The organism is Aeromonas popoffii (genome assembly GCF_037818705.1).
Taxonomy (GTDB): Bacteria; Pseudomonadota; Gammaproteobacteria; order Enterobacterales; family Aeromonadaceae; genus Aeromonas; species Aeromonas popoffii.
This window is the reverse complement of sequence record NZ_CP149129.1, coordinates 1267213-1292391: the sequence shown is the minus strand read 5'-3', so window position 1 is coordinate 1292391 and position 25179 is coordinate 1267213. Positions and strand designations below refer to the sequence as shown.

Annotated in this window: 25 protein-coding genes; 16 read left to right on the top strand and 9 right to left on the bottom strand. The window is 60.3% G+C overall.

Going from position 1 to position 25179, the window contains the following annotated elements; all coding sequences use genetic code 11:
* Positions 1-57: 57 nt before the first annotated feature.
* Genes bioC through bioB form a run of 3 tightly spaced genes read right to left on the bottom strand, consistent with a single transcriptional unit; the run spans position 58 to position 3192 of the window.
* Positions 58-897 (bottom strand): malonyl-ACP O-methyltransferase BioC, encoded by an 840-nt coding sequence (gene bioC / locus WJM78_RS06215; protein ID WP_339015772.1) that lies wholly within the window; start codon positions 895-897, stop codon positions 58-60.
* The gene (gene bioF, locus WJM78_RS06210) at positions 890-2107 is read right to left on the bottom strand and encodes an 8-amino-7-oxononanoate synthase (RefSeq protein WP_339014472.1); all 1218 of its coding nucleotides are present in this window, start codon (positions 2105-2107) and stop codon (positions 890-892) included. Before bioF ends, bioC begins: the two co-directional genes overlap by 8 nt.
* Positions 2104-3192: a biotin synthase BioB gene (gene bioB, locus WJM78_RS06205; RefSeq protein WP_212514688.1), complete on the bottom strand. Its 1089-nt coding sequence runs from the start codon at positions 3190-3192 to the stop codon at positions 2104-2106. Before bioB ends, bioF begins: the two co-directional genes overlap by 4 nt.
* A 188-nt stretch (positions 3193-3380) precedes the next feature.
* Between bioB and bioA the strand changes: the two genes are divergently transcribed.
* On the top strand, positions 3381-4655 hold the full coding sequence (bioA, locus tag WJM78_RS06200) for an adenosylmethionine--8-amino-7-oxononanoate transaminase (RefSeq protein WP_339014466.1): 1275 nt from the start codon (positions 3381-3383) through the stop codon (positions 4653-4655).
* 135 nt (positions 4656-4790) lie between these two features.
* Positions 4791-5603 (top strand): HAMP domain-containing protein, encoded by an 813-nt coding sequence (locus WJM78_RS06195; RefSeq protein WP_339014463.1) that lies wholly within the window; start codon positions 4791-4793, stop codon positions 5601-5603.
* Here WJM78_RS06195 and WJM78_RS06190 read toward each other — a convergent pair.
* The gene (locus WJM78_RS06190) at positions 5600-5950 is read right to left on the bottom strand and encodes a hypothetical protein (protein WP_339015770.1); all 351 of its coding nucleotides are present in this window, start codon (positions 5948-5950) and stop codon (positions 5600-5602) included. The genes WJM78_RS06195 and WJM78_RS06190 overlap by 4 nt on opposite strands.
* 194 nt (positions 5951-6144) lie before the next feature.
* On the opposite strand from WJM78_RS06190, the gene asnS reads away from it, so the two are divergent.
* From asnS to WJM78_RS06140, 10 genes are all read left to right on the top strand, one after another.
* Entirely contained in the window at positions 6145-7545 is a 1401-nt protein-coding gene (gene asnS / locus WJM78_RS06185; protein ID WP_339014462.1) for an asparagine--tRNA ligase, read from the top strand.
* Positions 7546-7923: 378 nt separating this feature from the next.
* A complete protein-coding gene (locus tag WJM78_RS06180) occupies positions 7924-9267 on the top strand; it encodes an anaerobic C4-dicarboxylate transporter (protein ID WP_042036941.1) in 1344 nt (447 codons plus the stop codon).
* Positions 9268-9681: 414 nt separating this feature from the next.
* A complete protein-coding gene (locus tag WJM78_RS06175) occupies positions 9682-9996 on the top strand; it encodes a hypothetical protein (RefSeq protein WP_042036944.1) in 315 nt (104 codons plus the stop codon).
* 315 nt (positions 9997-10311) lie between these two features.
* Positions 10312-11223, top strand: a complete 912-nt coding sequence (locus WJM78_RS06170; protein ID WP_275930994.1) for a LysR family transcriptional regulator — start codon at positions 10312-10314, stop codon at positions 11221-11223.
* Between the two features lie 200 nt (positions 11224-11423).
* Positions 11424-11774 carry an ArsC family reductase gene (locus WJM78_RS06165; RefSeq protein ID WP_108535525.1) on the top strand — a complete coding sequence of 117 codons (351 nt, stop codon included), beginning with the start codon at positions 11424-11426 and terminating at the stop codon, positions 11772-11774.
* A 22-nt stretch (positions 11775-11796) separates the two neighbouring features.
* Positions 11797-12924, top strand: a complete 1128-nt coding sequence (dapE, locus tag WJM78_RS06160; protein WP_108535526.1) for a succinyl-diaminopimelate desuccinylase — start codon at positions 11797-11799, stop codon at positions 12922-12924.
* A gap of 61 nt (positions 12925-12985) precedes the next feature.
* Positions 12986-13675, top strand: a complete 690-nt coding sequence (locus tag WJM78_RS06155; protein WP_339014458.1) for a M15 family metallopeptidase — start codon at positions 12986-12988, stop codon at positions 13673-13675.
* Positions 13672-13818, top strand: coding sequence for a hypothetical protein (locus WJM78_RS06150; RefSeq protein ID WP_157013375.1), 147 nt, complete (start codon positions 13672-13674; stop codon positions 13816-13818). Before WJM78_RS06155 ends, WJM78_RS06150 begins: the two co-directional genes overlap by 4 nt.
* Positions 13819-14097: 279 nt before the next feature.
* Positions 14098-15825, top strand: coding sequence for a potassium/proton antiporter (locus WJM78_RS06145; RefSeq protein ID WP_339014455.1), 1728 nt, complete (start codon positions 14098-14100; stop codon positions 15823-15825).
* Between the two features lie 42 nt (positions 15826-15867).
* The gene (locus WJM78_RS06140) at positions 15868-16971 is read left to right on the top strand and encodes a beta-N-acetylglucosaminidase domain-containing protein (protein ID WP_339014453.1); all 1104 of its coding nucleotides are present in this window, start codon (positions 15868-15870) and stop codon (positions 16969-16971) included.
* A gap of 130 nt (positions 16972-17101) precedes the next feature.
* On the opposite strand, the gene WJM78_RS06135 is transcribed toward WJM78_RS06140, so the two are convergent.
* On the bottom strand, positions 17102-17893 hold the full coding sequence (locus WJM78_RS06135) for a DUF1460 domain-containing protein (RefSeq protein ID WP_339014451.1): 792 nt from the start codon (positions 17891-17893) through the stop codon (positions 17102-17104).
* A 283-nt stretch (positions 17894-18176) separates the two neighbouring features.
* The gene (locus tag WJM78_RS06130; RefSeq protein WP_108535530.1) at positions 18177-18809 is read right to left on the bottom strand and encodes a LysE family translocator; all 633 of its coding nucleotides are present in this window, start codon (positions 18807-18809) and stop codon (positions 18177-18179) included.
* Positions 18810-19293: 484 nt separating this feature from the next.
* Between WJM78_RS06130 and WJM78_RS06125 the strand changes: the two genes are divergently transcribed.
* On the top strand, positions 19294-19824 hold the full coding sequence (locus WJM78_RS06125; RefSeq protein WP_042036952.1) for a DUF1523 family protein: 531 nt from the start codon (positions 19294-19296) through the stop codon (positions 19822-19824).
* Positions 19821-20117 (top strand): winged helix-turn-helix domain-containing protein, encoded by a 297-nt coding sequence (locus tag WJM78_RS06120; protein ID WP_042036953.1) that lies wholly within the window; start codon positions 19821-19823, stop codon positions 20115-20117. The genes WJM78_RS06125 and WJM78_RS06120 overlap by 4 nt, the downstream gene beginning before the upstream one ends.
* A gap of 177 nt (positions 20118-20294) precedes the next feature.
* Here WJM78_RS06120 and WJM78_RS06115 read toward each other — a convergent pair whose 3' ends face one another.
* Together WJM78_RS06115 and rihA are read right to left on the bottom strand one after the other, a co-directional pair.
* A complete protein-coding gene (locus WJM78_RS06115) occupies positions 20295-20765 on the bottom strand; it encodes a hypothetical protein (protein ID WP_275931189.1) in 471 nt (156 codons plus the stop codon).
* Positions 20766-20798: 33 nt separating this feature from the next.
* Entirely contained in the window at positions 20799-21734 is a 936-nt protein-coding gene (gene rihA, locus WJM78_RS06110; RefSeq protein ID WP_287147517.1) for a pyrimidine-specific ribonucleoside hydrolase RihA, read from the bottom strand.
* Positions 21735-21960: 226 nt separating this feature from the next.
* On the opposite strand from rihA, the gene WJM78_RS06105 reads away from it, so the two are divergent.
* The gene (locus tag WJM78_RS06105; RefSeq protein WP_339014447.1) at positions 21961-22689 is read left to right on the top strand and encodes an RluA family pseudouridine synthase; all 729 of its coding nucleotides are present in this window, start codon (positions 21961-21963) and stop codon (positions 22687-22689) included.
* A 154-nt stretch (positions 22690-22843) separates the two neighbouring features.
* Here WJM78_RS06105 and udp read toward each other — a convergent pair whose 3' ends face one another.
* The gene (gene udp, locus WJM78_RS06100; protein ID WP_042036957.1) at positions 22844-23599 is read right to left on the bottom strand and encodes a uridine phosphorylase; all 756 of its coding nucleotides are present in this window, start codon (positions 23597-23599) and stop codon (positions 22844-22846) included.
* A gap of 380 nt (positions 23600-23979) precedes the next feature.
* Between udp and yiaY the strand changes: the two genes are divergently transcribed.
* On the top strand, positions 23980-25131 hold the full coding sequence (gene yiaY / locus WJM78_RS06095) for an L-threonine dehydrogenase (RefSeq protein ID WP_339014446.1): 1152 nt from the start codon (positions 23980-23982) through the stop codon (positions 25129-25131).
* Positions 25132-25179 lie beyond the last annotated feature (48 nt).

Sequence of the window (25179 nt, the reverse complement as noted above, 5' to 3'; positions counted from 1 at the left end):
GTATCAACTCTTTCAGGCAGCGTAGCAGAACCACCGCCAGCTCAAACCCGGACCGGCTTATCGGCGACCCACTTGCCCCAGACAGACCTGATAGCTGGCGGTCAGCCTGCCGTCCGGCTGGCGGTAGGCTTCATAAGCCAGGCTAAGGCGCTGCAAACGCTGCCGGCTGCTGAGACCAGGCTGGCGCTCGTCATTGATCTGGCTGGCCCCTATCCCTTTGAGATCGCGCAGCAGACCGGTCAGCTCGGGATAGGCGAGCGACCAGGTCAGGCTCTCGAGGCGAGGGGCGGTGAAGCCCCCTGCGGCGATAGCATCGTGCAATTGTGGCAGGCTGAGGAAGCGATTGACATGGGCACTGTCGTCAACCGTGCGCCAGGCCTCACGCAATTGCCAAAGCGAATCAGAGAGCAGGGTCGAGAACCACAGCTGACCACCGGGTTTGAGCACACGATGCAGCTCGGCAAAGGCCTGCGCCGGACGCTCGCACCACTGCAAGGCCAGACTGGAGAAGACCCAATCCAGACTCTGATCGGCAAAGGGCAACTGCTCCGCATCGCCGCACACGAGATGAGCACCACTGCCGCGCAGGGCCGCCTGCTGTAACATGCCGGGAGCGAGATCCAGTCCATGTAGCCGGTGACAACGGCGGGCGAGCTGCGGCAGGAAGAACCCGGTGCCACACCCCAGATCCAGTCCTGATCCCGGCAAGGTATCTGCCAAAGTATCCCCTTGCCCCCCATGATCCGGCTCCGACGCAGGCAAGGCGTTTGTCATCCGCTTGAGCAGCGCCAGCCCCACCTCCTGCTGAAAGCAGGCGTGGGCGTCGTAGTGACGGGCGGCCGCACCGAAGCGACGGGCGAGCTGGGCCTTGTCGACCGACTGGAAACGCTCATGCATGGCGAGCACCTCTCGGGTCTGCGGCATCCTCATTACCCGTGGCCGACAGGGTGCAAGGGCCAAGGGCCTCAAGCAGGCGGTCTATATCCTGTTCGCGGTGGGCCGCGCTCAAAGTGATGCGCAGCCGCGCCGTGCCCACCGGCACTGTCGGTGGGCGAATCGCGGTGACCCAGAGCCCTAATGCGCGCAGTCGTTCGGCCAGTTGAAGCGCGGCACTGCTCTCTCCCACCAGCAGCGGCTGGATCGGGGTGTCGCTCGCGCCAAGCTGCCAGCCAAGGGCAGCAGCGCCCTGCCGAAAGCGGGCGATCAGCTGGGCAAGATGAGCACGGGACTCGTCGGCTGCGCGCACCAGTTCGATGCTCTTGCTGACGGCGCAAGCCTGCGCGGCCGGCATATGGGTGCTGTAGACGTAGTGGCGGGCAAAGTTGACCAGATAGTCCACCAACTCGCGACTGCCGCCGACAAAGGCACCGGCCACCCCGAGCGCCTTGCCAAAGGTGCCCATCTGGATGTGTACGCTGGCAGGTGGAACCCTCTGCGCCGCCAGGGTGCCGCGCCCTTGTGACCCCAGCACGCCGAGACCGTGGGCATCGTCGATCATCAGCCAGTTGCCGCTCTGGGCGGCGAGTGTTGCGAGCTCGCGCCAGGGAGCCTGATCCCCATCCATGCTGAACACCCCTTCCGAGACGATCAGCCCCCGACCGGGCTCAAGCTGACTTGCCAGCGCGGTCATATCGTTATGGCCGAAGCGCGTCATCTTGCAGGGCAGCTGGCTGCCCATCTCTTGTAGGGAGGCATGATTGAGTTTGTCCTGCCACAGCCGATGCGCCTTGCCGAGCAGCGCTTTGAGCACCGCCTGATTGGCGGAAAAACCGCAGTTGAACAGCAGCACAGCCTCCACCCCGAGCCACTCGGCCAGCGTCTCTTCCAGCTGCTGGTGAGCCCGACTGTAGCCGGTGACCAGCGGCGAGGCGCCAGATCCCGTGCCATAGCAGTCAATCCCCGCTTTGAAGGCGGCCTTGATGGCGCTGTGATCCGCCAGCCCCAGATAGTCGTTGGCGGAAAAATTGAGGTAGTCGCGCTCGGCGACCTGCAACCGCCCTGCCACACTGCCATGCGTCGCGATACGGCGACGCAGCAAATCAGCCTGCTCGCGCCCGGCCAGCGCCGCGCCCAACGCAAAGGGGCCCGTTACCACAGGGCTCTTCATGGACGCACGACACCTGCACGGGGACGGGTAGCATCGTAAAATATCTCATCCGGCGCGTTCTGGCGGCTCACCTCGGCCAGCAGCTCTTCTTCTTGTACCTGATCCGGCTTCTGGGCCCGCTGAGCGGGGCGAATGCCGAGTCGCTTGAACAGCTGCATGTCGCTGTTTTCATCGGGGTTGGGGGTGGTCAGCAGTTTGCAGCCGTAGAAGATGGAGTTGGCCCCCGCCATAAAGCACATGGCCTGCATCTGCTCGTTCATCTTTTCTCGCCCGGCGGAGAGGCGCACGTGGGAGGCGGGCATCATGATCCGCGCCACGGCGATAGTGCGGATAAATTCGAACGGGTCGAGGTTCTCTTCGTTCTCCAGCGGCGTCCCCTTCACCTTGACCAGCATGTTGATGGGCACGCTCTCCGGGTGGCGTGGCAGGTTAGCCAGCGCCATCAGCAGACCCGCCCGATCCTTGGCCTGCTCGCCCATGCCGACGATGCCGCCGGAGCAGACCTTCATGCCGGCGCCGCGCACATGCTCCAGAGTATCGAGCCTGTCCTGATAGGTGCGGGTGGAGATGATCTCGCCGTAGAACTCCGGCGAGGTGTCGAGGTTGTGGTTGTAGTAATCGAGCCCCGCAGCGCCAAGACGCGCCGCCTGATCGGCGGTCAGCATACCCAAGGTCATGCAGGTCTCCATCCCCAGCCCGCGCACCTCCTCAATCATCCGCAGGATATAGGGCATGTCCCTCTCTTTGGGGTTGCGCCAGGCGGCTCCCATGCAGAAACGGGACGAGCCGTTGGCCCTGGCCTCGCGGGCCCGCTCCAGCACCTTCTCCACCTCCATCAGCCGCTCGGTCTCGAGCCCGGTATGATAACGGGCGCTCTGGGGGCAATATTTGCAATCCTCCGGGCAGGCGCCGGTCTTGATGGAGAGCAAGGTGCTCACCTGCACCTCGTTCGGGTCGAAATGGGCGCGATGTACGGTCTGGGCCTGGAACAGCAGATCGTTGAAGGGCAGGGCAAACAGGGCCTGAACCTCGGACAGGGTCCAGTCGTGGCGAAGGGCGTGGTCGCCCGGGGTGAGAGCATTCATACATGGCTTCCGGTTATGATAAGTGGGATCCTGCGCCGGCCATCCCGGATGAGCGAACACAAAACCCGCCGCTGTGCCTGCCCCTCTGAATGGGCAAAGCCAAGTGGCTGAAATTGTTGGCTAGTGTAGAGAGCGCGCGTAGACTGTCAACACCGACCAGATCAAACCAATTGACAACAGAACATATAATGACCAACCAAGAATTCGACCTGCACCACATCTGGCACCCCTATACCTCCCTGACCCATCCCCTGCCCTGCTATGAAGTTGCCAGCGCCAAAGGGGTAACCATCACCCTCAGCGACGGCCGCGAACTGGTGGATGGCATGAGTTCCTGGTGGGCCTGCGTGCACGGTTATCAAGTGCCTGAACTGGACGCGGCCGCCACCACCCAGCTCGGCAAGATGTCCCACGTGATGTTTGGCGGTCTGACCCATGCCCCGGCGGTCGAGCTGTGCCGCAAGCTGGTGGAGATCACGCCAGCTAAGCTGGATCGGGTATTTCTGGCAGATTCCGGCTCGGTGGCGGTGGAAGTGGCGCTGAAGATGGCCCAGCAGTACTGGCACGCCAGAGGCACGCCCAGAGCCAAGTTCCTCACCCTGCGCGGCGGCTATCACGGCGACACCTTTGGCGCCATGAGCGTCTGTGATCCGGATGGCGGCATGCATGATCTTTATAAAGGCTTCCTGCCGGAGCACCATTTCGCGCCGGCACCGAGCTGCCGCTTCCACGCCGAGTGGGACGAGCAGAGCGTGGTGGAGCTGGCCACGCTCATGGCCGATCATCACGAAGAGATCGCGGCCATCATCCTCGAACCCATAGTGCAGGGTGCAGGCGGCATGCGCTTCTACCATCCCCGCTACCTGCAGTGGGTACGCGCCCTGTGCGACGAGTTCGACGTGCTCTTGATTGCCGATGAGATCGCCACCGGCTTTGGTCGCACCGGCCAGCTGTTTGCCTGCGACTGGGCGGGGATCAGCCCCGACATCATGTGTCTGGGCAAGGCGCTCACCGGCGGCTATCTCACCCTCTCGGCGACCCTGACCACCGAACATGTTGCCCGCACTATCTGTGACGGCACGGCGGGGGTCTTTATGCACGGCCCCACCTTTATGGGCAACCCGCTGGCCTGCGCCGTGGCCAACGCCTCCATCGATCTGCTGCTCGCCTCCCCCTGGGCCGAGCGGGTGCAGGCCATCGAGCATCAGCTCAAGACCGAACTGGTCGCGCTGACCCTCAACCCGGCCGTGGCCGATGTGCGGGTACTCGGCGCCATCGGCGTGGTGGAGATGAAAGAGCGGGTGGACGTGGCCCGCATCCAGCGCAAGTTCGTCGAGCTGGGAGCCTGGATCCGACCATTTGGCAAACTCATCTACCTGATGCCCCCCTTCGTCATCACCCCCGAGGAGCTGAGGGTATTGACCGGCGCCATCAATGAGGCCATCGCCAGCGGCGAATTCTGAGCCTGAATGAATAGGCCCTGCATGAGAATGCAGGGCCTATTGACTCTTTTTCATTAGAATGTGAGCAAGGCACCAGACCCGAACGACCGGTGCGAGTAGACTGCGCGGGTTTTACCCAACAGATGTACCGTTCCCATGCGCCTTTCCATTGCTGCCAAAATCAACTTCTTCCTGCTGTTCATCTTCTCCATGGTGCTGGTCTTCTCCGCAGCCTATCAGGCCGTGCGCGAGCGGGATCTCATCCTGACCCTGATCAAGGAGCAGAGCCGCGAGCAGAGCGAAGCCTACTTCGACGGCCTCAACATGCTGATGCTGACCGGCAAGATGGACGCCCGAGATACCCTGCGAAACAAATTCCTCGAGCACGCCCATGTGGAGGATGCCCGCATCGTCCGTGGCGAGGCGGTGAGCAAACAGTTCGGGCCAGGGCGCGCAACCGAACAGAGCAAAGATGAGTTCGATGAGTTGGCGCTGGCGGGCAAGGGCAGCCTGGAGGTGGTGCACGATGACATGCACAGCCGGCTGGTCGTGACCCGACCGCTGCTGGCAAAAAAAGATTTTCGCGGCACCGACTGCACCAGCTGTCATCTGGTGCCGGAGAACACTGTGCTGGGTGCGGTGCGCTTTGACTACTCCCTCGACTCCCTCTTTACCCGGGTTGAGCAGAACATTCTCACCTCGGCACTCATTCTCACCAGCATCTTCGGGATGGGGCTGCTGCTGACCCTCTGGGTCATCCGCACCTGGATAGTCCGCCCCCTCAACCAGCTGACCCGCTCAATGGAAGAGGCCACCGATCAGCACGACTTCGGCCACCGGCTGGAGGGGGATGACGGGGATGAGATAGGTCGGGTGGCACTGGCCTACAACCAGATGCTCGACAGCGTGGAGCGCCAGCTGGGCAAGAGCCCCACCGCTCAGGGGAAGCAGGACAAGCCGCAGGATTAACCCGCGTAGTAGAACAGCAAACTGGCGATGAGGATCAGCAACAAGATAGCCAGATGCACCCGGCCGACATCCTCCTGGCGGCGGCAACGTTGCCGTTCAAACAGCAAGACCACCAGCGTCAGCACAGAGCAACCCCAGAGCCCGTGCTCCAGCCAGGGGGTCAGCACGGGATCCCAGCTCTGGCGCACCTTGACCCCGCCATAGATCAGAAAACCGTAGGCGATCTGCGGCCGCGCGAAGTGATAGAGGGAGAGCAAGGCGATGAAGCCGCCCCAGCAGAGGATCACCAATCCCTGCAACACCCGGGCCAACCGGTCAGGTCCATGTCGCCGCTCTTTCACACCCATCCCCCACCCAAGCGGCCCGGTCATGAGGTGATCCGGGCACAAAACCCCTCCAGAGTCCGACATTTTTGCTTGTTTATCAAACCCGCGCGGGTAAGATTGACGGCTTAGTCTGCCATGATGGGCCAATCAATGCCCGGGCCAGACCCCTAGTGTTGCAAATAGCGCTGCAAGAACAAGCTGGAGACAATATTTCGATGACGCACGCATCCGTAGTAGATGTGCTGACCGGTAAATATGCGGTTGGCACCACCCAGACAGTCAAAGGGTGGATCCGGACTCGCCGTGATTCCAAGGCGGGGATCTCATTTTTGGCCGTCTCCGATGGCTCCTGTTTCCATCCGGTACAGGCGGTTGTCCCCAATACCCTGGCCAATTATGAGAATGAAGTGCTGCGTCTGACCACTGCTTGCTCCGTGGAAGTGACCGGTGTGATTGCCGCCTCCCAGGGCAATGGCCAGGCTTTCGAACTGCAAGCCACCGAGGTCAACGTCGTGGGCTGGGTCGAAGATCCGGACACCTACCCCATGGCCGCCAAGCGTCACAGCATAGAGTACCTGCGTGAACAGGCTCATCTGCGTCCGCGCACCAACATAGTCGGCGCAGTGACCCGGGTACGCAACTGCCTGGCACAAGCCATCCACCGCTTCTTCCACGAAGAGGGTTATCTGTGGATTGCGGCCCCGCTCATCACCGCCTCGGACACCGAAGGTGCCGGCGAGATGTTCCGCGTCTCCACCCTGGATCTGGAAAACCTGCCGCGCACCGACGCCGGCAAGGTCGACTACGACAAGGACTTCTTCGGCAAGGAGACCTTCCTGACCGTTTCCGGTCAGCTGAACGTCGAAACCTACGCCTGTGCCCTCTCCAAGGTCTACACCTTCGGGCCCACCTTCCGCGCCGAAAATTCCAACACCAGCCGCCATCTGGCCGAGTTCTGGATGGTTGAGCCGGAAATTGCCTTCGCCAACCTGGACGATAACGCTGCCCTGGCCGAAGCCATGCTCAAATACGTCTTCAACGCCGTGCTGAGTGAGCGCCGCGACGATCTGGAGTTCTTTGCCCAGCACGTCGACAAGGATGCCATCGGCCGACTGGAACGCTTCGTCTCCTCCGACTTCGCCCAAATCGACTACACCGATGCCATCGAAGTACTGAAGAACTGTGGCAAGACTTTCGAGTTCCCCGTCTCCTGGGGCATTGATCTCTCCTCCGAGCACGAGCGCTATCTGGCCGAAGAGCACTTCAAGTCGCCTGTGGTGGTGAAGAACTACCCGAAAGACATCAAGGCCTTCTACATGCGCCTCAACGACGACGGCAAAACCGTGGCCGCCATGGACGTACTGGCACCCGGGATCGGCGAGATCATCGGTGGTGCCCAGCGTGAGGAGCGCCTTGAGGTGCTGGATGCCCGCATGGCCGAGATGGGGCTGAACAAGGAAGATTACTGGTGGTACCGTGACCTGCGTCGTTTCGGTACCGTACCCCACGCCGGTTTCGGTCTGGGCTTCGAGCGTCTGGTGGTCTACGTGACCGGCATGGGCAACGTCCGCGACGTGATCCCCTTTCCACGTACCCCGCGTACCGCCGAGTTCTGATTACGGCCACTTGCCGACAAAGCCGACCCCAGGGTCGGCTTTTTGTTATCCAGGCAGCGGCATTTCGCCCCGCTGACCGCCACAATGAAGCACGCCGCCCGCTCCCCCCATAGGTCCCTCGCCATTCCCCTTGCCCCTCTGAGGCACATAGAGCCCCGTACGGTACCGTTTATTGGCACTACAAATAACAATGATGTTAATACGTGGTTTTTATGCAGTTAAATCAAAAAACGATGAGTTATTGAAGTACCTCAAATTTTTACCTCTGTTAGGCAGGCACAATACCCTCTAACCCTTTAGGGCTAAATAAAAACAGACAATCCCGGTCCATGAGCCCAACACAACACTGACATGGCTTAAAACACACGAGGTAATGGAATGATCTTGATGGAATTTTTGGTGGTACTCGGCTGTTTGCTGCTGGGTACCCGCTTTGGGGGCATGGGACTGGGTCTCATCAGTGGTATCGGTCTCTTCCTGCTTACCTTCGTCTTCGGCCTGGTGCCGGGCGAACCGCCAGTTCAGGTCATGCTGACCATACTCGCGGTTATCGGCTGTGCCGCCACCTTGCAGACCGCCGGTGGCCTCAACCTGATGATGCAGGTGGCCGAGCGTCTGCTGCGCCGTCACCCGCAATACATCACTATCCTGGCGCCTCTCACCACCTGGACCCTCACCTTCCTGTGCGGTACCGGCCACGTGGTCTACACCATGTTCCCCATCATCGCTGACATCGCGCTGCAGAAGAACATCCGTCCCGAGCGTCCGATGGCCGTGGCATCCGTTGCCTCCCAGATGGCGATCTGTGCCTCCCCGGTCTCAGTGGCCGTGGTCTCCATGGTCTCCATTCTGGCGGCCGGTCACGGTATCGGTCAGGCGTACGGCCTGCTCGACATCCTGATGATCGCCATCCCCTCCTCCCTGACCGGTGTGGTCATGGCGGCCCTGTGGAGTCTGCGTCGCGGCAAGGATCTGGATCAGGACGAAGAGTTCCAGGCCAAGATCAAGGATCCGGAGCAGCGCACCTTCATCTATGGCGGTGGTGAAACCCTGCTCAACACCAAGTTCCCGAAAGAGGCCTACTGGTCTACCTGGATCTTCTTCGCCGCCATCGCTGCCGTGGTCTTGCTCGGTGCCAACGAAGGTCTGCGTCCGGTGTTCACCATCAAGGACAAAACTGGCCCGCTCTCCATGAACCTGGTGATCCAGATGATGATGCTGATCGCCGGTGCCATCATCCTGATGCGCTGCAAGGTCAAGCCGGGTGAGATCTCTAACGGCCCTGTGTTCAAGGCCGGTATGGTCGCCATCTTCTCCGTGTTCGGGGTGGCATGGATGAGTGAGACCTTCTTCCAGGCGCACATGCCGCTGCTCAAAGAGACCCTGGCCCACGTGGTACAGGCCCAGCCCTGGACCTACGCCCTGGTGCTGTTCCTCATCTCCAAGCTGGTGAACAGCCAGGCCGCTGCCCTGACCGCCATCGCCCCCATGGGGCTGGCGCTGGGTGTCGAACCCAAGCTGCTGATCGCCTTCCTGCCGGCCAGCTACGGCTACTTCGTGCTGCCGACCTACCCGAGCGATCTGGCCTGTATCGGTTTCGACCGCTCCGGCACCACCCGCATCGGCAAGTTCATCATCAACCACAGCTTCATCATTCCGGGGCTGATCGGGGTGAGCAGCTCCTGCGCCCTGGGTTATCTGCTGACCACCATTTTGCTGTAATCGCAACGGCGTTTATCGCGCTCTTGCCAGACAGGCCCCCACTGCGGGGGCCTGCTCTTTTCTCCCCCTCTCTATTACCCAGCAATTTCCTGCCGCCATTTGCAGACACTATGCCTTTACCTGCCTGGGTAGCATTTATGAGCCTCAATCTTATGACGATCCCCCCTAATGGTCAGGCCTCGCTTTCCCCTTGATCCCTGTCAATAAATGTGGTTTTGCCACGTTGCTATGACATAAAATGCTACCAACTTAACAAAAAAATGGTCGTTCAAACTAAAGGCAACCCTTTAGAATCCCTTTGCCACCCGTTCTGATGGATAACATCGGACTTTTTTGCTTTGGATCAACGTCAGGGGCCAGTGAACTGGCCAAGATGCGCATCGACACAGCGACCATTTCGCACCGGAGAGAATTATGACAAGCCAAGCCACCGCGGGTATGACCACCAGCGACTACAAGCTATGGGACATCCTCGTCGAGTCTGCAAAGGAACGCACCACCATTCGTTACTCCAAACTGGCCAGGCAGGCCGGGCTGGAGCATAGCCAGGATGAGCTGCGCACCCTGCTGCAACGCATCCGTATGTACTGCACCGAGCACCAGCTGCCGATCCTCTCCACCATAGTGGTGGATGATGTGGGCAAATATACCGGCCTCTCCTCCAGTCTGCCGGACGCCCCCTGGGAACGTGCCAAGGTGTTCGACTACCAGTGGCCGGTTACGTCCTGAGTCATAGCATCATCACAACAACGCGCCCGGTGGCGCGTTTTGTACTTCTTCGGGCCCGCTCACCTGAACCGCAGGCAAAAAAAACCCGCCTCGAAGGCGGGTACTAAGCAAGCAACGCTCTGGATGACCAGAGTAAAGAGTTCAGGCTGTCGAATCTTGCCACCCCCGGCACCACGCGAAAGAGGTAACAGGACAACATGGGTGTGTATAAATCGCTGATTTATTCATGCTTCATGCTGACCATCGACGGGGAATGAGACTAAAGTGAAGGCCCTGCTTAAGGAAATGATTTATTAGCATTCCATTATGCACAGAATGAATTTAAGAGGCGTCGACCTCAACCTGCTGGTGGTGCTCAAGGCGCTGCTGGAGGAACGTAACACCACCAAGGCTGCCGAGCGACTCGCCATGAGTCAGCCAGCCGTCAGTCGTGCCTTGGCTCGCCTGCGGCTGCTCTATGACGATCCCTTGCTGATCCGCACCCCCCAGGGCATGGAACCCACCGCCAGGGCACAGGCGCTGCTGTTGCCGCTGCGGGAGATACTGCACGACATAGAGCAGACGTTCAGCCAGCCGGAGCAGCTCGATCCGGGCCAGTTCGAGGGCGTCCTGCGCATCGGTGCCCACACCTACGTGGAGTACGTGATGATGCCAAGCCTGTTGGCCCACCTGCAGCAGCAAGCGCCCAACCTGCGCCTCCACATGGTGCCCCTCAATGCGGATTACGAGCGTCAGCTCGATGAGGGGGTCATCAGCATTGTGATTAACAAACAGGATGAGGTGCCCGGCCGTTTTCGTCGCATCCCGCTGTTTGAAGACAAGCTGATCTGTACCGCGCACCACAGCCACCCGTTCCAGGGCCAGGTGCTTTGCATCGAATCCTTCGCCAAGGCCCAGCACCTGCTGGTTGCCCCCCGCGGCAGCGAAGGGGGCATAGTCGATGACTTGCTGGCCGCCCACGGCATGACCCGTCATACCCCTTTGATAGTGCAGAGTTTTCTGGCGGCGCCCTTCATCCTGCCCTACGCGTCCCTGCTGTTGACCTCTCCCGCCAGGGTACTGCGACCGCTGATGCCGCTGCTGGGTTTGGTGGAGTTCGAGACCCGCTTCGCCCTGCCGACCTTTGAAGTCAGCCTGATCCGCCATCGCCGCGACGACAACCACGCCATGCTCAACTGGTTCGAGTCCGAGCTGCACCTCTGGTGCCAATCCCAGCGCGAGCATTGATCTCGTCGGCGCCCAGGGCGCCGGGCTCTGTTTCCACTGCCCGCTCGCCCGCGGAAAATCACCCAAGGTGCGGCTCCGCCGTTGCCATGGGATAGCCACAATGCCAGAATCAGGCCTTTGCTTGATGTCACATTCAGATCTCAAGTTGCCGACTTCACGTTTCAGCTCCAAGGGCCCGCGCCCGCAGATAAGGACTCCCCATGGCCACCACCCTCTATGGCATCAAAAACTGCGACACCATCAAGAAGGCCCGCAAGTGGCTGGATGAGGCTGGCATCGACTACCGCTTTCACGACCATCGCGCCGATGGGCTGGATCCTGCCGCGCTGGACAGCTGGCTGGCAACGCTTGGCTGGGAAGCGCTGCTCAACAGCCGAGGTACCACCTTCCGCGCCCTGCCAGATGAGGCCAAACAGGGGCTAGACACCGCCAAGGCCCGCGCCCTGCTGCTGGAACACCCGGCCATGATCAAACGCCCCTTGCTCGACAGGGACGGCGAACTGACCCTGGGTTTCAAGGCTGACCACTACCAATCTCTGCTCTCTCGTTAAACTTTTCTGTTAAGGAACACCGATGTCGGATGTCATCGCACTGGCCAAGGATCTGATCCGCCGCCCCTCAGTTACCCCGCTGGATGAAGGGTGCCAGACCCTGATGGCTGAGCGCCTCGCACGCCTCGGCTTTGTCATTGAGCCCATGGTGTTTGAAGACACCACCAACCTCTGGGCTCGCCGTGGCAGCGAAGGCCCCCTGTTCTGCTTCGCGGGGCACACCGACGTGGTGCCCGCCGGACCGCTGGACAAATGGCACACACCGCCGTTCGAGCCGACCATTCAGGATGGCGTGCTCTACGGGCGTGGCGCAGCTGACATGAAAGGGTCGCTCGCCGCCATGGTGGTGGCCACAGAGCGTTTCGTCGCAGCCAATCCGGATCACAAAGGGTCGATCGCGTTTCTCATCACCTCGGATGAAGAGGGGCCCTTCATCAACGGCACCACCCGGGTGATAGATACCCTGGAGGCGCGCCACGAGAAGATCCGCTGGTGCATCGTCGGCGAGCCCTCCTCCACTGCCGTGGTAGGCGATGTGGTGAAAAATGGCCGACGCGGCTCCATCACCGGCGATCTGCTGGTGCGCGGGGTGCAAGGCCACGTGGCCTATCCCCATCTGGCGGACAACCCCATTCACAAGGCGGCGCCGGCGCTGGCGGAACTCGCCGCTACCGTGTGGGATGAAGGCAACGCCTACTTCCCGCCCACCAGCTTCCAGATCGCCAACATTCAGGGGGGCACAGGCGCTTCCAACGTCATTCCCGGCGAGCTGCAAGTCCAGTTCAACTTCCGTTTCAGCACACAACTGACCGACATGGATATTCGCGAACGGGTCGAGGCACTGCTGGACAGGCACGGGCTGGATTACCAGCTTGACTGGACCCTCTCCGGCCAGCCCTTCCTGACCGATACCGGCGATCTGCTCGATGCCGCCGTCGCGGCCATCGAACAGGTGAACGGCCAGCAACCGGCCCTGCTCACCACGGGCGGCACCTCGGATGGGCGCTTCATCGCCCCCACTGGCGCCGAAGTGATCGAGCTCGGCCCTGTCAATGCCACCATCCACAAGGTGAACGAGTGCGTGAAGGCCGGGGATCTGGATCTGCTGGCCGACATGTACCAGGGCATACTGGATCGGTTGCTGGCATGACACCTCTTCAACGCGGGCTTGCGGGTATCCCGCTCAACAGCACACCAGATCGGGGATGGGCATGACACAGGATCAACTGCTGGGGCGAGACGAGCACCACCTTATCCTGGTGGGGCGCGGGCCCCATCGTCTGACGGCGGCCACAGCGGCGGCCTTCAACGACATGCAGGTGGCCGCCTCCCATGAGGGGCACAACCTGCAGGCGGCCTCCAGCTGGCGTGGGTTCGACCGTCAGCTCGCCATCTGGAATGGCAAGTGGCGTGGCGAGCGGCCCCTGCTGGATGCCAACAACCAGCCGCTGGATACCCTGCAACTGAGCGACACAGAACGGCTGCACGCCATCCTGCGCTGGAGTGCCCTGCCCGGTACCAGCCGTCACCACTGGGGGACGGATCTGGACATCTACGACCCAGACTGTCTGCCCGCCGACACCCGACTGGCGCTGGAGCCCTGGGAGTATGAGGAGGGCGGCTGGTTTGCCGATCTGGGCGACTGGCTGAGCGATCACATGAACGACTTCGGCTTCTTCCTGCCTTACGCCAAACCGGCGGGAGTCGGCAGTGGCGTCGCCTACGAACCCTGGCATATCAGCTTCGCGCTGGAGTCCACCGAGCAACGGCTGGATCCGGATGCGCTGGTGCTTTGTCTGCAACAGGCGGATATTGAAGGCAAGTCGACCATACTGGCCCATCTTGACGAGATTTTGGCCCGTTATGTCACCCTCTGTCCCGATGAAAGGAAAAGATCATGAATCTGTGGTTATGGATAGGCCTGCCGCTGTTGTTCCTGCTCGGCATGTTTCTCAATGCCATCAAGGACATGAAGCGGCTTGAGAAACAGCTGCCCGACTACAAGGACAAGATCAGGGAAGTCAAAGACGACGAGGATGACTGACCGTCCTCTCGGCCCGCCAGGGGCGCCACTACGGCGCCCCTGCTACTTGTGGGAAACCTGGCTGGCAGGCCGCCCCCAAGCCGGGTCGATTTTGTGAACCGTTTCACATTAAGTCCCCCTTTCCCCCCTTCGCATCCAGCCTTTTTCGGTGCAAATTGCCCCGTCACACGCGCACCGAAAATGTAAAAAACTGCAAATTAATGCACAATTAAGCCACACGGCGCCCAACAAACTGCATATAATGTGCCTGATTTGCATTTTGACAGAAGGAGTTCGCCATTGGATGCCGTCACCATCAACAGTTTCTTTTTAATCGCGGCCTTGTTGGTGGGAGCCAGTGTCCTGTTAAGCACGCTCTCCTCTCGTCTCGGCATCCCCATTCTGGTGATATTTCTCGCGGTCGGCATGCTGGCTGGGGAAGATGGCCCGGGCGGCATTCATTTCGCTGACTACTCGGTCGCCTATCTGGTCGGCAACCTGGCGCTCGCCATCATCTTGCTCGATGGCGGCATGCGCACCCGGGTCTCCTCGTTTCGGGTGGCGCTCTGGCCGGCACTCTCGCTGGCGACCGCAGGGGTGGCCATCACCACGGGCCTGACCGGTTTCATCGCCGCCTGGTTGTTCGATCTCAGCCTGATGCAAGGTCTGCTGATCGGCGCCATCGTTGGCTCCACCGACGCGGCGGCCGTCTTCTCACTGCTCGGTGGACGCAGCCTGAACGAGCGGGTCAGCGCCACCCTTGAGATAGAATCGGGCAGCAACGACCCCATGGCGGTGTTTCTCACCGTCACCCTGATTGAGATCCTCGCCACCCAGCAGCAAGGACTGGACTGGAGCTTCCTGCTGTTGCAGCTCGGCAAGCAATTTGGGCTGGGCGCAGGCATAGGTCTTGGTGGCGGCTGGCTGCTGTGGCGCCTCATCAACAGCGCCAGGCTGGCCCCCGGCCTCTATCCGCTGCTCACTGTCAGCGGCGGTCTGCTGATCTTCGCCCTCACCACGGCGGTGGGGGGCAGCGGCATCCTCGCCATCTATCTCACCGGCCTCTTGCTCGGCAACCTCTCACTGCGCAGCCGCAGCACCACGCTGTCCGTACTGGATGGCCTGACCTGGCTCAGCCAGATCGGCATGTTTCTGGTGTTGGGGCTGCTCGCCTCGCCCCACAAACTGCTGCCCATCGCCCTGCCGGCGCTGGCGCTGGCCATGTGGATGATACTGTTCGCTCGCCCAATCTCGGTCTGGATTGGCTTGCTGCCATTCAAGAACTTCGCCCCCCGCGAGCGCTGGTTTATCTCCTGGGTCGGATTGCGCGGCGCCGTGCCCATCATACTGGCGGTCTTCCCCATGATGGCGGGGCTGCCCAACGCCCAGCTCTACTTCAACGTGGCCTTCTTCGTGGTGCTGGTCTCCCTCATATTGCAGGGCAGCTCGCTGCCGCTGGCATCCAGGCTGGCTCGGGTGGAAGTACCGGCACCGCCGTCACCCATCAACCGCTCAGGGCTCGAGATAGATCTGGACAGCCAATGGGAGACCTTCGTCTACCGCCTGAGCGCCGAGAAGTGGTGCATCGGCTCGCCCCTGCGGGATCTGCGCATGCCCAAGGGGACCCGCATCTGCTCCCTGTTCCGGGATCAGGAGCTGCTCCACCCCTCGGGCAGTACCTGCCTGCAATCTGATGACATCCTCTGCGTCATCGGCCACGAACGGGATCTGCCCGCCCTCGGCCAGTTGTTCAGCCAGGCGCCCGAGCAGGATCTGGGGCCGCGTTTCTTCGGCGACTTCCTGCTGGAAGCCGCTGCCAATCTGGTGGATCTGGCCCCCCTCTACGGGCTGGATGTGAGCGAGGTGGCGGATCAGACACTGGGCCATTTTATTGCCGACCAGTTGGGCGATAATCTGGTTGTCGGCGACCACTTTGAATGGCAGGGACTGATCTGGACCGTGGCCGAAATGGAAGAGGGTGAGCCCCGCAAGATAGGGGTGCGCTTTCAGGAAGAAGACCCGGTCTGACGCCGCTCGTCCGACCCGTTCCCAGCGAGAAGGGAGTTATCTATGCCTTACCAAACTCTGTTGTCTGGCCTGCAACCCCCTTCACCCCAGCTGGGATTGATAGAGGGATTCTTTGGCAAGGGCTGGAGCTGGGAAGCCCGCGCCCGCTACGCCCAGTGGCTGCCCCGCCACGGCTATGGCTTCTACATCTATGCCCCGAAAGAAGACGGCTATCTGCGCAAGCACTGGACCCAGCCCTGGCCTGCTGCCCAGCTCGAGGCCCTGCGTCAGCTGGCCCGTCAGTGCCGTGAAAACGGCCTCGCCTTTGGCATAGGCCTGAGCCCCATGGGCGCCCATCACGACTATGCCCGCAAGCGCCCGGCCCTGCTGGAGAAGGTGCGGCTCATCGACGAGGCGCTCAAGCCCGATATACTGGCGGTGCTGTTTGACGACATGAAGGGGGATACCCCGGATCTCGCCCACTGGCAGCTCACCATGGCCCACGATATTGCGGCCCACTCCAGCGCCAGCCGGTTGCTGTTCTGTCCCAGCTACTACTCGACGGATCCCGTGCTGGAGAAGGTGTTCGGCGCCATGCCGCCCCACTATCTGACCGATCTGGGCCAGGGGCTGGATCGCCGCATCGACATCTTCTGGACCGGCCCCAAAGTCTGCTCCAGCGAATACCCGGCCCCACACCTCAAGCAAGTGGCCGACTGGCTGCACCGCAAGCCTTTCCTGTGGGACAACTACCCGGTCAACGATGGCAGCAAGGCCAGCAGCTTCCTGCACCTGCGCGCCTTCGAGAACCGCCCCGCCGAGCTGGCAGAACTGGTGGCAGGCCACGCAGTCAACCCCATGAAGCAGGCGGCACTCTCCGTGTTACCGCTGGCCACCCTGCCGATGAGCTACCGGCTCGGCAAGCAGTATGACCCCGACAAGGCGCTGCACGCCGCCCTCAACGCCACCTGCGGCCCGCAGATCTCGGCGATGATCGAGGCCGACCTGCCGCTGTTTCAGGATCTGGGGCTAGCGCAGCTCACCCCCGAGCAGAGTGCCGCCCTCAAGGCGCGCTACCTGCCGTTTCGGGATCAAGCATGCGTCGACGAAATCGTGCGCTGGCTGGCCGGTGAATATGTGTTTGATCCAGATTGCCTGACTGATTAATGCGCCCCCACGGGGGCCCATTCCCATCCAGACTGGCATTGTCACAGGGGAACGGCATCCGGCTCACGGAGCACGCGTTTTACACCCGTCATTGCCAACAGGTTAAACGCCTCACTCATACCCGGCCCGATCATGACGGGCTATTATCATCCGTGGCCCGGTAAACGAGGATCCCCGGCTTGTTCTTCACATAGTCAAGAAAGGGCGAATCCACCACCTTCATATTCGTCGAAACTGACGAGGCATTGCGCAGAACGGGGCCATTCTCGCCACGAATGAAAATGCCGGTATGGGTCACATCCAGACCGGTAATATTGGTATAGATGCCGATATAATCGCCATCTTCCAGCAGACTCAAGGTATCTTCATCCACGCGATCACCCGGAATATAGCTGATGTCGCGGTCCTTCACTCCCAGCCCCGGAATGTAGTGGCCACCATCCTCCTTCTGATTCAGTATTTTTGGGACAGTCACGACATAATTTCCCACCAGATGGGTCACATCACTGACTTTATTGCCACTATGTACCCAGTCAGAGAAAAAATGTTTTCGAGTCAGATAGTTGACTTCACCATTTACGTAACGAGTGTGCATGACGTTCTCGATGAAATTATGCACACTCGTTGAATGCCGCAGTGACTCAACGTAATCCAGATAGGTGAAGCAATCCAGCTCACCAAAATCCACCACCAGTTTTTCCTGGGTATCACTCGCTCCCACCAGACGATTGGCAACATAGGGATTATCCAGAAACAGACGTGAGAAATCCTTTATTGACTGGCCTGGCGTGCCACCCTGATGCTGCGCAAACATGTCAGCGAGTTGCTGTTCCTCTATATTGTAAAAATCCAGGTTTTTTCCATTGCCGGCCACTGCCACACCAGCAAAAGTGAGTAACGCGACGCCTATTAACTTCATCATCCATTACCGTCCTTGACCAAAAAATATAAAGCGTGGATTGCTCGGCTCATCATCACATGTAAAACATATTCATCTAATGCCATGGAAGACTGATGAAATGGTCGCCGATTGAAAACAAAAAAATGTAAGCAAATGTGCCCACGCCCGGCCTGACTGGGCCATTTCTCACCAAATAAAGCAGCCCCGGCACTGCCGGGGCTGTTTTATTTCCGTCTCAAGTCATGGCCGCGACGCGGCCTCTACGACGCCGACCTCATGCCCATCCCATGGGCTGGCTGCACTGTCAGCCCAATGCCAGCCAGACCCCTACGCCAAACATCAGGGAGCCAGCGATCCGGTTCATCAGGGTGACGTTGCCGCTCTTGGCGAGGAAGTGACGCAGGGTGCGGCCACCGCTGGCGTAGAGCAGCAGGCACGAGAACTCTATGACCAGGATCAGGGCCACCAGGGCGCTGATCTGGGGGGGCATCGGCTTGGCCGCGTTGATGAAAGGGGGCAGCAGGGAAACCATGAAAGCCCAGCCCTTGGGGTTGGCGATGGCGGTGACAAAGCCCTGCATGGCCAGAGCAAGGGGACGCGTCTCCTGTCCGGCCGAGAGATCCGCCGGTATGGCCATCTTGCCCTTGGCCTGCCACATCTGGATGCCGAGCCAGATAAGATAGGCGCCGCCCACGTATTTGAAGGTCGAGAAGAGTGACGGGTAGTTAAGCATGACGGCCGCCACCCCGATCACCGACAGTACCGAGACCAGCCCCACCCCGATGAGCTCTCCCCACATCATGGGCAGGGTACGGCGCACCCCCTGGCTCATACCAAGAGTCATCGCCAGGGTCATGCACATACCGGGGGTAACGGAGACAAAGAAAAACGTGGGAATAAACAGCGCCAGAATAGCGGGATCAATCCAGTCGGACACACTACACCTCCATGGTAACAAGCCCGCAACCTTGCCTATCACACTCTTTTAACACAAGAAAAACCTGCCTATCCGTTTTCAAGTTCTCATACCGCTTCTGCTGGCCAACCTGCTGATGATCCTCATGGCCGGGATCAGCAAGCAGGAGATAGGCGGTGCCATTTCGGATATGAACGAAACCACAGCCAGCATGACCCGCAACAAGGAGGCCACCGCCGCCGAGGCCTCTCCTGCGTCGCCGCCAGTCACGAACTGTCACAACTCGCCGAGCCGCAGCACAAACAACGGACCCAGTTCCAGTTGTCATTGTTGCGCGATCACGCCGGACTCAGGCTCCGCTCACGGGGCATCCATTTTAATGGCACTGTCGACTTGTCATTGTTTTAAACGCTATTTTTTATGGCGTGGCTTCATTAGGGACTGGGCCGCCCCATCAAATGTGAGTATGGTAGAGGCACGTCACTCCCCCTCACATGAGATCATCATGATGCTGAAATTCAAGAAACCGGCCTTCATCGGCCTGGGCCTCATCGCCCTCGTCTCCGCCATCTGGCTCGACTTCTATCTGCCGGAGCACACCATCGCCACCATCACAGGGGTCGAGGTGAAACGCACCGACAAGGATGGCCCCATCAGCCAGAAAAACCCGGCTGACGGCCCCACGACTGACGTCTATTACATCTATACCGAACGGCCCGGCGAGAATATCCGCGTGTTTCGCAACGAAGATACCCAGTGGGGCTGGCCCTTCTACTTCAAGTTCAATGCCGCCGATGTACAGGCCAAGGCCAAGTCCATGGAGTTCGAGAAGCGTCTGGCGCGCATCACCTCCTACGGCTGGCGCGTGAACATGTTTTCCATGTTCCCCAACGTCACCAAGATTGAGAGCACAGAGCCTGACGCCTCCACCTGGAGCTTCTTCCGCTGGTTCTGGTTCGGCATCTGGGCACTGGTGATGGGCAAGGCCATCCTCGCGACCTGGCGCTACTTCGACCGGCTCGAGGACAAGATATGACAGAGCCGAGCAAGACACGATCCAGCTTCTATCGACGGCTTTACGTGGCCTGGCTGATCAGTCAGGGCACAGACACCATCCCGGCCATCATGGCCGCCACCGGCATGCCCAGACGCACAGCCCAGGACACGCTAAGTGCCTTGGCGGAGCTGGACATCAGCTGCGCCTTCGAGCAGACCGAGGGGGCGCGTCACCTGCAGGGGCACTATCGCATAGGCGACTGGGGGCCCATTAACCCTGCCTGGATCAAAACGCAACTGCCCGTGATCAAGCAGACGCTGGGTTATCCATAAGCGCTATCGCGCGACAACCGGAGGATCTAGGATCACGGCGCAACTGACCGCGATCACGCAGACGCCGGGTTATTCCTGATCCTGGCGAGGGGACGACAAACAGGGGCCAGCCAATGAGGCTGGCCCCTGTTTTTTTATGTCGAGAGGACGGACAAGGCGCTGGAGATAGCGGAAAGCTTATTCCGGGAAGGGCTCTTCCGGCTGCGGCTCCAACGCCTCACCCTGGGTGCAGTCTATGATGGATCGCTTGGGGTTGTTGGGGTCGCGCAGCAGCAGGGGAGCCAGCCCTTCGCTGTGCTTCTGCTCGTCGGAAAACTCGCTGCCATAGGCGTTATGAGTCAGCCTTCTCGCATTGGCGATGGGGGTGTCCACGAACAGGGCATGCACCTCGAAGGTGGACGAGGGGATGAGAAAGCCGCTGATGGGCAGGCCATGCAGCTCCTGGCGGGTCTTGTACCAGGCAAACCCGTCCGTCACCTTGTAGGGAGTGAAATTTTTGAGCTGAGGGTGGGCCGGCTCGCCGGTTTCGCTATCAAGATAGAGATCATCGAGCTCGCAGGTCGCCAGCCCCTGCCACATAGATTCAAACGGCGTGGAACAGGCCATCAATTGCAACCCGGCCAGCAATGCCAGCGACGCTTTGTACATTTCCCGTCCCTTCTCTCAATCATGCAATGGCGGTCAGCCAAACGCCCGCAGTCGCTCGACCAGCAGGTCGATAAAGCCCGAACGATCCAGTCCCAGCAACACCAGGGCATTAGCCGGTTTGCCGGTCAGGCCATAGCGATCCACCACCGTCATACCGGTAGTGTGTGTGCCACAGGTTTCGATATCGACCCGGCATTCGACCCCATGGAACAGCTCGGGGGCCAGTAACCAGGCTATGGTACAGGGATCGTGCAGCGGCGCCCCGGTAAATCCCCACTTGGGATCCCGGTGGTAGATCATGAAAAAGTCGAGCAGACCCGCCACGCACTGGGCCACCGGATTGCTGATGGCGCGCACCCGCTCGATATCCTCATCCATCACCTGTGCCTCGTGGGTCACATCGAGGCCACACATGGTGATGGGGATGCCTGACTTGAACACCATATCGGCCGCTTGTGGGTCGACATAAATATTGAATTCCGCCGCCGGAGTCCAGTTACCTGCCCCCGCGGCGCCCCCCATCAATACGATGCGGGCAATGTTTGGTTTGAGCTCCGGGTGGGCCGCCAGCAGCAGGGCGATATTGGTGAGCGGGCCAGTCGGCACCAGGGTCACGGGCGCCGGGCTCTCGCGCAAGCACTTGGCCATCAATTCGAGCCCCGTCATGGCCTGCGGCGCAAAAGCGGGATCCGGCAGTGTGGGGCCATCAAGACCCGACTCGCCGTGGACGTTGTCGGCGATGATAAGCGCGCGGGCCAGCGGTTTGGGCGCCCCCGCCGCCACCGGAATATCGTCCCGACCCAGCAGGGTCAGGATACGCAGGGCATTGTTGAGGGTCTTGTCCGGCGTCTGGTTGCCCGCGCTGGTGGTGACCGCCAGCACCTTAAGTTCAGGGCTGGCCAGCGCCAGAATGAGGGCGATAGCGTCGTCATGGCCGGGATCACAATCGAGAATAACGGGCAGAGCCATGGAAAGGGTCCTTACAACATAACAGGGAGCCATACCTTAACAAGCAAGCTTCGGATGAACTCGGGAAGGGGTCACAAAACGGGGCCTTGTTCGTTTCAAAACAGCCATGCATTGCCAACCGTGGTGTTATTTAACCAGTTCATTATCAAATGGTTGAACAGGGCTATCTCGCTCACCCCATCAGGCAATCCACACGGCCAATTCGCCGGGCTGCGCCAGTTCGGGTATGATCGCCCCCCGTTTCCAGCCCGTGCGCCCTATGTCTGTTATCGTCGACACCTTTATCGCCCCGCCCTGCACTGCCGCCATTGAGACGCTGTTTGAGGATGAGCAGCTGCTGCTGATCAACAAGCCAAGCGGCCTGCTGAGCCTCTCGGGCAAGAACCCGCTGAACTTCGACTCGGTTCATTATCGACTGGTGCAGGATTACCCCGGCTGCACCCTGGTGCATCGCCTCGACTTTGGCACCTCAGGCATCATGGTGGTGGCCAAAAACAAGGCCATCAATGCCCTGCTCTGCCAGCAGTTCAGCCTGCGGGCGGTGAGCAAGGCCTACAACGCCCTGCTGTGCGGCCATTTGGCTGACGATGAAGGGGTGATCGACGCGCCTATCGCCAAGGATCCGGCAATTTTCCCGCTGATGAAGATCTGCGCCGCCAGCGGCAAACCCGCCCGCTCCCGCTATCAGGTGATTGGGCGGCTGGCGCCGCTGATGCAGGGTCAAACCGTGCCATTGACCCGGGTGCGGTTAGTGCCGGAGACCGGCCGTACCCATCAACTACGCATCCACAGCCAGCTGCTGGGGCATCCCATCCTCGGCTGCGATCTCTATGGCGGCCTGCTCTTGCCTGGCTGCGAACAGGCACCGCGGCTGATGCTGCACGCCAGCGAACTGGATTTTACTCATCCGGTGAGCGGCGAGCCGATGCAGATCCGCTGCGCTGCGCCTTTTTAGGGGCAATCAGTAGATGGCAATAAACGCGAGTGTGGCGGGAATAGTGAAAGGGGTGACGGGAGAGGAAAAGGGGTAAACGGCAGATAAAGATAGGGGCCGCGCTTTCGCAACGGCCCCCACCCCCCACTCGGTGCTCTTGTATCAAGAGCTGCTATCAGATCAGCTTGCGGGCAGCGCCCAATGCGATCTTGATGGCATCAGATTCAGTTTTTGCCATGGTCTCGGCGTTCGGGATTTCCTGCTGGGTACGGTTGACGATAACGCCAGCCACCATACCGGCACGCAGGCCCTGGCTGGTGCACATGGTCAGCAGGGTGGCAGATTCCATCTCATAGTTCAGCACGCCCATGGCTTGCCACTCTTTCATGGAACCCTGGAAACGGCTCACTACGCGGCCGGATACGGTGTCGTAACGCTCCTGACCCGGGTAGAAGGTATCGGAAGAGGCAGTCACACCGATGTGCAGCTTGGAGCCCATCTCTTTAGCGGTGTTGACCAGCGCAGTGGTGCAGTCGAAGTCGGCAACAGCTGGGAACTCCATCGGCGCAAAATGCAGGCTGGCACCGTCAAGGCGCACGGAACCGGTAGTGACGATCACGTCACCCACATTCAGGTGCGGCTGGATGGCACCTGTGGTGCCGATACGCAGGAAGGTATTGATACCGAGCTGGGCCAGCTCTTCAACCGCGATGGAGGTGGACGGGCCACCAATACCGGTAGAGCAGATGATCACGGCCTTGCCGTCCATCTCACCGCGCCAGGTAGTGAATTCACGATGGCTGGCCAGGTGCACCGGGTTATCCAACAGCTCTGCGATGCGCTTGACGCGCTCGGGGTCACCGGGAACGATCGCCAAGGTGGCGCCTTGCAGATCCGCTTTCTTCAAACCCAAGTGAAATACATCAGACATAGTGGACTCCTGGTTGCCCCCTGCCAGCAGGGTCAGGGCGCAAGTTAAGATGATTCTTCATGATACTTTCAAGCCTTTCCCCCTCTTTAGGGGAGGCGCCAACTATGGTCGAAAGCGCTTTCCAATTCCTTGAAGCGCCTCACACTTCCACGCATTGACAGTCACAAACTCCGCGCAAAACGTTTGCTAACTTGATGAATTTCTTGAAAAACGTTTTTCTGCAAACTGATCACGACAGGGAAAGTCAAGCCTGGTTCAGCGCTTAATTAACGACTCGTGATCGACCCCGTAAAGTTGTAAACAAGATGCTTTTGTATCCCTCCCATGATGGTAGCTTAACCACCAATTACCACTAAATGGCTAACTATAGGGAGTCCATCATGGCGACATTCAAGTTCTACATCCCCGCAATCAACCTGATGGGGGCCGGCTGTCTGCAAGAGGCCGCCGCCGATATCAAGGGTTACGGCTATCGCAAGGCGCTGATCGTCACCGATAAAATCCTCAACCAGATCGGCGTGGTTGCCAAACTCACCGCACTCTTGACTGAACATGGCATTGAAAGCGTGGTGTTCGACGAAACCAAGCCGAACCCCACCATGGCCAACGTCGAATCAGGTCTGGCCATGATCAAGGCCAACGGCTGCGACTGCGTCATCTCGCTGGGGGGTGGCTCGCCCCATGACTGCGCCAAGGGCATCGCCCTGGTCGCCGCCAACGGAGGCAGCATCCAGGATTATGAAGGGGTGAATCGCTCCGCCAAGCCGCAGCTGCCGCTCATCGCCATCAACACCACTGCCGGTACCGCCTCCGAGATGACCCGCTTCTGTATCATCACCGACGATGCGCGCCACGTGAAAATGGCCATCATCGACAAGCACGTTACCCCGCTGATGTCGGTCAACGATCCCGAGCTGATGCTGGCCAAACCGGCAGGTCTCACCGCCGCCACCGGTATGGATGCCCTGACCCACGCCATTGAGGCGTATGTCTCCACCATCGCCACCCCGGTGACCGATGCCAGCGCCATCATGGCGATCCAGCTCATCGCCAAGCACCTGCGCACCGCGGTCAACCAGGGCGACGATCTGCATGCCCGCGAGCAAATGGCTTACGCCCAGTTCCTAGCTGGCATGGCCTTCAACAACGCAAGCCTGGGTTACGTGCACGCCATGGCGCACCAGCTGGGTGGCTTCTATGACCTTCCCCACGGGGTCTGCAACGCCGTGCTGCTGCCCCACGTTCAGGCTTACAACGCGCAAGTGAGCGCCGCCCGCCTGAAAGAGGTGGCCCGCTACATGGGGGTGGACGTGAGCACCATGAACGACGAACAGGGCGCCGATGCGGCGATTGCCGCCATCAAGCAGCTGGCGCTGGATGTGAAGATCCCGGCCGGTCTGGCGCAGCTCGGCGTCAAGGCCGATGACTTCGATATCCTGGCCAGCAACGCCCTGAAAGATGCCTGCGGCTTCACCAACCCGAAACAGGCAAGCCATGAGGAGATAGTCGCCATCTTCCGCGCCGCCCTGTAAACCGCCATCAGGCAGAAAGGGTCGCACGGCGGCCCTTTTTATTGGCTG